Annotated in this window: 8 protein-coding genes and 1 tRNA gene; 5 read left to right on the top strand and 4 right to left on the bottom strand. The window is 52.4% G+C overall.

The window, feature by feature from the left end; all coding sequences use genetic code 11:
- Positions 1-680: 680 nt before the first annotated feature.
- From BIS10_RS15065 to BIS10_RS15055, 3 genes are all read left to right on the top strand, one after another.
- Positions 681-1,187, top strand: coding sequence for a hypothetical protein (locus BIS10_RS15065; protein ID WP_253506296.1), 507 nt, complete (start codon positions 681-683; stop codon positions 1,185-1,187).
- A gap of 807 nt (positions 1,188-1,994) precedes the next feature.
- A complete protein-coding gene (locus BIS10_RS15060) occupies positions 1,995-2,654 on the top strand; it encodes a hypothetical protein (protein ID WP_253506294.1) in 660 nt (219 codons plus the stop codon).
- 580 nt (positions 2,655-3,234) lie between these two features.
- Positions 3,235-5,247, top strand: a complete 2,013-nt coding sequence (locus BIS10_RS15055; RefSeq protein ID WP_253506292.1) for a diguanylate cyclase — start codon at positions 3,235-3,237, stop codon at positions 5,245-5,247.
- Between the two features lie 131 nt (positions 5,248-5,378).
- Here the strand turns inward: BIS10_RS15055 and BIS10_RS15050 are convergent, their stop codons facing one another.
- The 4 genes from BIS10_RS15050 to ispB all read right to left on the bottom strand — a co-directional run bounded on the left by BIS10_RS15050 (position 5,379) and on the right by ispB (position 8,720).
- A complete protein-coding gene (locus BIS10_RS15050; RefSeq protein WP_253506290.1) occupies positions 5,379-6,359 on the bottom strand; it encodes an MDR family oxidoreductase in 981 nt (326 codons plus the stop codon).
- Between the two features lie 45 nt (positions 6,360-6,404).
- Positions 6,405-7,037, bottom strand: a complete 633-nt coding sequence (locus BIS10_RS15045) for a TetR/AcrR family transcriptional regulator (protein WP_253506288.1) — start codon at positions 7,035-7,037, stop codon at positions 6,405-6,407.
- A gap of 490 nt (positions 7,038-7,527) precedes the next feature.
- Positions 7,528-7,604: transfer RNA gene (locus BIS10_RS15040), tRNA-Pro, on the bottom strand.
- Between the two features lie 111 nt (positions 7,605-7,715).
- Positions 7,716-8,720, bottom strand: a complete 1,005-nt coding sequence (gene ispB / locus BIS10_RS15035; protein ID WP_083023409.1) for an octaprenyl diphosphate synthase — start codon at positions 8,718-8,720, stop codon at positions 7,716-7,718.
- A 295-nt stretch (positions 8,721-9,015) separates the two neighbouring features.
- Here ispB and rplU point away from each other — a divergent pair, with 295 nt between their 5' ends.
- Positions 9,016-9,327: a 50S ribosomal protein L21 gene (rplU, locus tag BIS10_RS15030; RefSeq protein WP_016915863.1), complete on the top strand. Its 312-nt coding sequence runs from the start codon at positions 9,016-9,018 to the stop codon at positions 9,325-9,327.
- Between the two features lie 30 nt (positions 9,328-9,357).
- Positions 9,358-9,615 (top strand): 50S ribosomal protein L27, encoded by a 258-nt coding sequence (gene rpmA, locus BIS10_RS15025; RefSeq protein ID WP_030071394.1) that lies wholly within the window; start codon positions 9,358-9,360, stop codon positions 9,613-9,615.
- Positions 9,616-9,789 lie beyond the last annotated feature (174 nt).

The raw sequence follows: 9,789 nt of genomic DNA, 5'->3' as shown, positions 1-9,789 counted from the left end.
AAAGTTACGTTTTGGTCTTGTTACCATGCTGCCACCTAGTGATGTCTTGGTGCATATTAGCACCTCTAAGTAGGTGGCCAAATTCACTATGCCACTACATGTGCACTGACCCGTTAAAGCGCCAATGACGCTAGTCAACTTGGCTTCTTCTATACGGGTTTTTGTTCCTCCCCCTTTTCTCTGACGGTGCCAGCGGCAGGTATCTCCATGACCTCGTTTAGGATGTGTCTAAAAGAGTTCGATGAGCCCCTGACGAAAAAGCGTTTACTACCTCTTAAGCCAAAACGAGGACCAACCAAAGCAAGGCTATATGTTAAAAGATCGGCAATGACGAAGGTGCTATAGCTAAGTGGTTGATTAACCTGGCTTGGTAAGAAGTCTGCACACTTCTACGTAGACTTCTTACCTGTATACTAACTCCATCAAAACAGGTCGTTACGACGAAGAGCGCCTATATCCTATCAGCCTCCTGGTTCAATAAAGATCTGATGCAGTTCATGCATGCTGACAGTCCAAGACTTCTTGACTAGCTAGGATCAGTCGAAGCCCTTACGGCTTAGACAGTGAGCTGCAGCTAACCTGGGTTAAGGGCTCAGGGCACCTCCATGCGGTATCACTGTCATTGCTACTCGCCCAAGTCCAATCGAGTTGAACCCAGCCAAGTGGTCTGGGTGTCTGTGATGGCTATCGAGGGCATAACTGTGAAACTAGTCTCCAAAACGCCACAGGGCATTTACTTTTATAGGCACCTTTTCATAACGGCTTGTTTGGTGTCGGTTATGTTGCCAGGCATGTCGATGGCTAGCGATCAGGAGCAGGCCCACGAAGGAAGCACATTACCCTTCTTGATCATGTCAGAAGACCCAAGCCCTACTATGAATTATGGACTCCCCTACGTGATCATTGCAGAGGAGTACGACATAGCCCAGTTCCCACCCCAGGTGGGTGAGGGTCCTTGGCTTCCAGAGGCTCGACTAACCCCCAGTGTCGAAGATATACCGATGCAGGCCTTCTCTGACTTTAAAGCGAAGATCGAAGAGGCTTTTGATCTGATGGGAGATGCACCTGACAGCAACTACCAACTAGAGTCGATAGAGCTTCACGTTACCGCTAGTGCAGAAGGGAAATTATTGATTGCTACTGCCGGTATGGAAGGTGGAATGAAGCTGGTTTTCAAAAGGAGGTGAGAGCTTGTCGCTACTTAGAACCCGTGTGCTGACGACTCACCGTTTCAGATGAGTTGGCGTGTCGGCCAATATGCGAAAGCTCTCACGCTTGCTCTTTAGGCAGCTGTATCAATGGCTTTATCCGATTTGAGTCAGCCGCAGGTTTTCACCATTTTTATAAAATTCGTACGACCCCTGCTGATAGCTATCGGTTGCTGTTTACACAACTACCCCCCCCCGGGGGTGCCTAGCTCAGAAAAAATATCCTTGGCCCCCCTGGAGTTCACTGGTTCAGCAGTGAGCTCTATTCCTATGCGCAACACAACAACACAACAACACATCCAGCCAGACAGTTTGTAGTCCTCCCTGAGTCTGTGCTGATGCTCTCATGGCTACGCCATTGTGCTGGGTCTGTATCAGTAGTGATAGCAAGTGACCAGACCTCACCACCACAAGAACTAGCCAATACGAGAGATGAGTGTGGCTCCGCCACTCTTGTGAAATTGATAGGGAAAGGCAGCGGAGACAGCAGAGTTAACTGGTTTCCTAGCCTTTCTAAGCGACATCAAAATACGTTAGCGGATAAGGGCGAAAGCTCAACGGCTAACATCGGCCCTGTGCATAGCTAACGTTACTCTGACGCCTCATTACCTTGGCTCCAGGGTAACCGGAGTCTGCTTGCTGGTTTAGGCAATAGCTGTCATCCGTACCGCTATTCCAAATCATATCTTTATACCCATGTGTAGCACTCATCCGTGGCCTTGGTCGCCAGTGGAGGTATTGCTACACCTTTTATTCGTTACTCCACCCATCCAAAAGGAACCCTTGATGAATGCATCTTCGTCTCTGCCGGAAGACAGTATGACTTCCACCCCGTCTTACCTAGTGATCAGCTTGGCTCTCATGCAGCGTGAGCATCAACGTCTGGACGCGGCTGCAATCCGTTTACGATCGCGTGCTATACCTGTCGAGCAGCTTTATGAGTTACGACAGCAATGGCAGACCACTCTGGGCTTTTTGGCTCACTTACCTCCGCTGCTGGCGTCCCTGGATCGGTTAATTGAACAATACGAACACGGCAATGTGGCTGAGGCTGCTTATGGCGATGTGTTGTACCAGATCGCTGTCTATCGTAATGCAGGCTGGAGGTGCTTAGAGCAGCAGTACGGTCATCTTGGTCATTACCTAGATACTAAAGGGATACTTCGAGCCAGTTACCTTCAACTGTTCACGGATACATTCGAGGCCAGTACACATCTCACAAGTGAGGAGACTGCCGATTTGCTCCAGCATTTGCATCCACAATGGTGTGGAGGCCCTTGGGCAGAAGCATGCAGGGAAATTCATGAGCGAAACCAGAAAGCGTTATCTGGCACGCTAGCTCGTTACATGCTGCGCTCAATGGCTGGATCGATGGGTGTGACAGTGCAAGGCAGTAACGGTATGAACCAAGCTGCAACAGCTTCCAGACGCCAGCCCACTCAGTGAATCCACCAATGAACCAACACAATATCTACACACTTCTTGGCTGGGTGGGGCGAGGCTTAGCGTCGTGGTCTCTCTATGCCCAATACACTGCTTACCTGAAGCCCTACCTTGTCTTAGTGAGCTGAGCTCAGTCTGTTCCTTTAACAGCGGCGATATCATCAACGATATTAGATAAAAGGCCTTGCCGGAGCCAATGAAAAGGAACAGATCAGAAGGAATCAGGCCTTCCATGGGGGTGACATTCTTGTCTAGAGGCTTCATGCCATAACATGGATTAATCTAGACGACATTTTGCGCCGCATCAAATTAGACATCCATGGTTTAGAGCGTGCTGTCGTTTCTTCTCTACATGGCCGTCTAACCTCCCACGTTCCCTACTAGTCCTTTTGCCGTCATATACCCGTACTACGCCAAGCATGTAGCGCCATATCAACTGGCGAGTACCGGATCTAGCCTATTTGAGCTTTTGTTGATACGTCAGCTGATTCAGCACTTTTTCAACTGTTATGATGGTTAAACTCCTTTATAAAAGATAGGCGATACACGATAGCGTTGAATCTTCGCCTGCTAGGTACCGTTTATGACATCGATATCGAATGAAAACATCGCTCCAAGACATCAAGTACAGCGCTCATTGATACGCATGATTATGTTCCCGTTTGCGACGCTACGCGGGCGCTTGGTCGTAGGTGCGGTGGTGTTATGGGGGTTACTTTGCCTTATCGTGCTCACGTTTGGCTGGCAGGCGGGCAAGTTCCTGGTGAATGAGACCAACCACCAGCATCTGCGTTACGAGGCAGAGCTCATTAGCCACTCCATCACGCGTCAAGTGAATGAGCGTTTTGGTGAACTGGAGCGTTTGGCAGAGAGGATGTCGCTTCCCAGGCAGGGAGCTCTGCTTGATCAGCACGCGTATACGATGGAACCTTTCTTTGAAGCGCTGTTGGTCTTTGATTTAAACAGCGATGTCGTTGATGAATGGCCTGTCGACGGGGGAAGGAGCGGTAACAATTTTGCTGATCGTGAATATGCCCGGTTTATGCATGCGTTCAAAACGCCTTATGTCAGCGCTCCCCTGGTTGGACGCATTACTAACACGCCGATAGTTTTGATGCTGGTTCCTCTCTACGACGAAGCGGGTCGCTACACGGGCTTTTTAGGTGGCTTGGTCGATCTTAGGAAAAGCCAGCTGTTTAACAGCTTTGATCAGCTACGCTTGGGCGATGGCGGCTATGTGACGATTACAACAGCGTCTGGCCAACGTATTTACGCTCCGTATCAGCAAGAAGCTATTGTCACCCTACCTGACACCATTTCACCCGACTTAGAGCAGGCGTTAGATGGTTGGGAAGGCGAGAGTGTGGGGCGGTCTTTGGCTGGCGAATCCCAACTGGTCGCCTATCGGCAAATTTGGCCTGCGAACTGGATCGTTGGCGTGCACTTGCCGCAAGCTCAAGCTCAAGCTCCTCTTATTGCGGGCATGAAGCAAATTACCACCTACGTCTGGGGCGTTCTCCTGCTTATTTTACCCTTGGTTTGGGGGGTGGTTTGGTTGGCATTACGTCCCTTGGCACATCTTGCTCTACAAATTCAGGAGCTTCAAAGCGGGCACCGCTCTGTATTGAATATTCCGACTACTATGGAGGAGCTTCGCCGCATCATTGATGTGGTTAACACGGCCGAGTCTGCACGCCAAACGAGCTTATGCGACTTAGTTGAGCAAGAGGCTTTGCTGAGAGGGACGTTATCTGCTTCTCCTCAAGGCATGTTTGTGACGGACCCACGCGGTCAACTGACCTTTATCAACGAAGCGCTGAACGAGCTTCTAGGTGATGAAGGGTTTCGTAGTCTACAAGACTGGAGCGATCGAATTCATCGAGATGACCGTAAAGACGTAAAGACAGCCTGGTTACGCAGCCTTGTCAAGCAAACGAACTTTGCACGTCAGTTTCGCTTCTTGGGTGCCAATCAAGAGGTGTGTTGGTTAGATGTGCAAACAGCGGCTGTACGTGTTGATGAACAGTTTATCGGGACCGTGGGCACGGTTCTCGATATCACTCAGCACCACAACGACTATGCTCAAAAGCGTTGGGAAGCGGAGCATGATCCTCTCACCCGTTTACTGAATCGTCGCGGGCTGACGAGGCATCTTGAAGGGTTGCTGATGCAGTGGCAATCCAAAGACAAACCGACCGCCGTCATGCTGTTTGATTTAGATCGCTTCAAGCCCGTGAACGATCAAGGAGGCCATGCGTTAGGCGATCAGATGCTTCAAGAGATTGCGCGTATCGTACAGAGCGAGATTCGCATCAGTGATTATGCCGCTCGCCAAGGTGGCGATGAATTTGCCGTGTTACTGCCGGGCTGTACGCCAGCGTGGGCGCTCACCATCGCCGAATCTCTGCGTGCCAGTATTGCCGCTAGCTTTATCGAAGCGGAGGGTCGTCAATGGCAAGTTACCGCCAGTATTGGGGTCAGTCATTTCCGCCAAGAGGATACAACAATCGACGACGTGCTCAATCGCGCTGACGCTGCGAGCTATCGCGCAAAGCAAAGCGGACGTAACAGAGTCCAGGGAGATGTTGATGTCTAGCAGGCAATCACCCGCTATGTCGAAGCTGATAGAGTATGTAGTTTAACAAACAATAACGTCGTCTCTTTTAGGCTCGGCGGGGCCGCAGATCGCTCAGTTAAGCGTCGTGCGGCCCCACCCACGTTATGAGATCAGGCCATGTTGACGACCACTCTTCCCCTGACCTTACCTGCAAGCAGGTCTTCTGCGACGCCAATGGCTTGCGTTAGGTCGATGGGCCGAGTAATCGCTTCCAATTGATGAGGACTCAGTAGCTCTCCTAAGCGACGCCAAGCCTCGACACGGTGAGCCAACGGTCTCATGACGCTATCGATACCCGAGAGCGTGACACCGCGTAAAATAAAGGGGGCAACGCTGGTGGGTAAATCCATCCCCTGCGCGAGTCCACAGCACGCCACGGTGCCGCCATACTTGGTGGAAGCCAGCACATTGGCAAGGGTATGGCTGCCCACAGAGTCAATGGCCCCCGCCCACCGCTCTTTGGCCAATGGGCGTCCGGGTTCGGAGAGTTCACGACGGTCTATGACATTCTCAGCCCCCAACTCGACAAGATAGGGTGCTTCCTCTTGACGCCCCGTAGAGGCAACGACGCGATAGCCTAAGCGAGCTAGCAGCGTAATCGCGTAGCTGCCCACGCCGCCGCTCGCGCCGGTGACCAAGATTTCTCCTTGGTCAGGCGTAACGCCGCGCTCTTCCAGTGCCATGACCGCTAGCATTGCTGTATAGCCTGCCGTGCCAATGGCCATCGACTGATAAGGCGTAAACGCTGACGGCTGTGGAATGAGCCAGCGGCTGTCTAAGCGCGCCTTCTCGGCCAATCCCCCCCAATGCTTTTCGCCTACGCCCCAGCCGTTAAGCAGCACCGTATCCCCTGGCTTGAAGTCAGGCGAGGCGGAATACTCGACGACCCCTGATAGATCAATGCCGGGCACCATAGGAAACTGCTTCACCACAGGCCCTTTGCCTGTAATGGCCAAGGCGTCTTTGTAGTTAAGCGTACTGCAATGCACGCTGACGGTCACATCGCCTTCAGGTAACGATGCTTCGTCTAGCGAGGTAATGCCTACCTGCTGCTTACCTTCTGTCTTATCGATCAGCACTGCTTTGAACATGTTGCACCTCTTTTGTAGACGGTCGTCTATTAAATGATAAAAAAATTACGGAGATATTCCGTCTAAAAACGTATCCAGAAAGGTATCGAGTGGGCGCGTTTGCGCTTCAAGACGCGCACGCATGACAGCACCTTCCCAACCAATCCAAAAAGCCTCAGCGAGTCGATCGCAATCTGCCGAAGAAATGATGCCACCCAGTCGTTGGGCTTCACGTAAACATACCGCTAGTCGTTGTTGCCAGTCGGTCAATATCGCTTGCAGGCATGTACGATAGCCCTCGGGAAGACCATTTACTTCTTGACCCAAGTTGCCGACCAAACAGCCGCGCTGAAAATCGTGACGCTGCATGCCTTCCTTGGCATCTGCTACGAAAGCTTTGATACGCACCAACGGCGGTAGCGTGTCGTTGAGCAAATGACGATCCAACTTCTTGGCAAAGTAGGCGCCGTAATGCTCTAAAACGGCGTAACCAAATGCCTCTTTACTGGAGAAGTAGTAATAGAAAGACCCTTTAGGAACGCCGACGCGCTTGAGGATGCCATCGATGCCCGCATTGGCAAACCCCTGCTCCGTCAGCACTTCGGTCCCGCTTCTAATCAACGCAGCACGTGTATCCACGTGATGATGTGGATGATTAGGAGGGCGGCCACGCCGCTTGATGGAGGATGATTGGTTCATGCTGAACAATATAGACTGATCGTCTATAAAATAAAACACCAGATGGAATTTTGTGATTCAGCGCGTATCGCTCGTGCAAAGGATCTTTTCGTTGGCTTCTTTCTGCCCCTGGTTCGAGTGAGGCCTGTGCCTGTTCTTTGGTTTATTTACTGCGCTGATCGGGTACAGCCGGGAGGGTTAGAGATATTGAGAGTCGCACTACGGCTTCAAGAAGGTGGTGCCATCGGGATGTCTTCAATGAGAGGAATCTGTTGGATCCCTGATCTATTCCAAGCTGCTACCTCAATCGTTTTACAGTCAGAAGGCTGTTCACTCTAGGTATGCCTATCGCCTAGTGATTCGAGTGGAAGGCTGACTTATCATGAAATAGCTCAGCAAATATGACGTAGTCGTCGTTCGTGATCTTTGGAACCTATATGGAACCTAGAACCAACACGAACAAAAACGGCCACTTGCTCTAAAAGCTAAGTGGCCGTTTTCATTGAATTCTTGGTCGGAATAGCAGGATTCGAACCTACGACCTCTGCCTCCCGAAGGCAGCGCTCTACCAAGCTGAGCTATATTCCGAAAGTTGCTGAAGCGTGCTCAACAACGGGACGAATCATACGCAGGCGAAGGGCTTTTTTCAAGCCTCTTTTTTCACGCCCTTTCTTTGTGCAACGTGAAGAACGCTGGCGGTTAGGCTTGGCGGTCCACGGCTAAGCGGGCAAGTTGAGCCATGCTGTCGCGATAAGGGCTGGGGGGCAGGGCATCCAGTTCGGCTAGCGCTTTATCCGCCATCTCTTCTGCCCGTGCGCGGGTGTACGCCAGCGCCCCGGTGTCGTGAATAATCGCCAGTACGTCGTCTAGCTGTTCAAGACCGCCTTTGCGAATCACCTGACGAATCAGCTTGGCTTGCTCAGGGGTGCCGCGCTCCATGGCGTGAATGAGCGGTAGCGTGGGCTTGCCTTCGGCCAAGTCGTCGCCAACGTTTTTGCCCATTGCCTCGGCGTCGCCTTGATAGTCCAGCAAGTCGTCAATCAGTTGGAAAGCCAGGCCCAGGTAGCGGCCGTAATGCTGCAGGGCGCGCTCCTGTTCTGGCGTGGCTTTGGCGAGCACTGCACCGCTATGAGAGGCCGCTTCAAACAGCATCGCGGTTTTGCCTAGGATGGTCTCGAAGTAATCCGCCTCGGAAATGCTGGGGTTGCCAATGTTGGTCAACTGCAGCACTTCACCTTCTGCGATCACGCAGGTGGCTCCGGATAGGATCGCCATGATGCGCATGGAGCCTACATCCACCATCATTTGGAACGAGCGGGAGTAGAGGAAATCACCCACCAGCACGGAAGGCGCATTGCCCCAGGCGTCGTTGGCGGTTTTTTTGCCCCGGCGCATGTGCGACTCATCCACCACGTCGTCGTGCAACAGGGTGGAGGTATGCATAAACTCGATCAGCGTGGCGAGAGTAATATGCTTGTCGCCCTCATAGCCCAGCGAGCGGGCCGCCAGCAGCACCAGTAGCGGACGCAGGCGTTTACCGCCGCTTTCAATAATGTACTGGCCGATGGTTTCCACCAGCGGCACTTTAGAGTTGAGCTGAGCAACAATGGTGCGGTTGACGGCTTCAAAGTCATCGGCCACCACGGCGTGCAGCGGTGAAGGCGAAGGGCTGGCAGGCGAGGTTGGGGAGACGTTGGCTGTCATGGGTTCCGTTCATCGCGGCGGGTGAGAAAGTGGGGGTCATGCTATGGGGCTGCCTGTAAGGCGTCAAGGCATAGCCGCGCTAAGCAGGCCCAGGCAGGCGTTTGGAAGATTGACAAGCCCCGGTGGCCTTGTGGTATGAAGCGATAGTCGTTATAATCCGCGACCCACTCATCATGCTCCCTGTCAGATGGCTGCCAAAAGAGGCGCCACTCGCAGCAGGTCGATAAGAGCGGAAGGCGATGAGCGTTGGTTACGCGGGGCGTAACCGGCATTAACGACAAGTCCGGAGAGCGACATGTACGCAGTTATTAAAAGCGGTGGTAAACAGTACCGCGTTCAAGAAGGTCAAACCCTCAAGCTCGAGAAAATCGAAGTCGCTACCGGCGAAACGATTGAGTTTGATGAAGTGCTGCTGGTTGCAGACGGCGATGACGTAAACATTGGCGCACCTTTCATTAGCGGTGCCAAAGTTTCCGCTGAAATCGTTTCCCACGGCCGTGGCGATAAAGTGACGATCATCAAATTCCGTCGCCGGAAGCACCACATGAAGCGTCAGGGCCACCGTCAGTGGTTCACTGAAGTCAAAATTACCGGAATTTCTGCGTAAGCAGCCAATTCCCTTTAGGAGGATTTTGCAATGGCACATAAAAAGGCAGCCGGCTCCACGCGTAACGGTCGCGATTCCGAATCCAAACGCCTTGGTGTGAAACTCTTCGGTGGCCAAGCGGCAACCGCAGGTAACATCATCGTTCGTCAGCGTGGCACTCGTTTCCACGCAGGCACTGGCGTTGGCCTGGGTCGTGATCACACGCTGTTCGCTCTGAACGACGGCTTCGTGAAGTTCGAGACCAAAGGTCCGAACAACCGTAAATTCGTCAGCATCGTTTCTGCCTAAGCAACCTCGATTGCTTTGTGTAAGTGGGTTGGTATGACTTACGCAGTGCGAAGATGACGAAAGAAAAGCCCCGCCATGGCGGGGCTTTTTTGTCTTTTCGATCCCTTTTGCCCGCATGAGGCGGGTGGGGATAGTGCAGTGAGGGCGGCGGAAGCGGCCGGGAGAATCCAATGC

Origin of the sequence: Halomonas sp. 707B3 (assembly GCF_024158645.1) — a bacterium.
In the GTDB taxonomy this organism is placed as follows: domain Bacteria; phylum Pseudomonadota; class Gammaproteobacteria; order Pseudomonadales; family Halomonadaceae; genus Vreelandella; species Vreelandella lionensis.
This window is presented reverse-complemented; position numbering and strand designations above follow the sequence as displayed.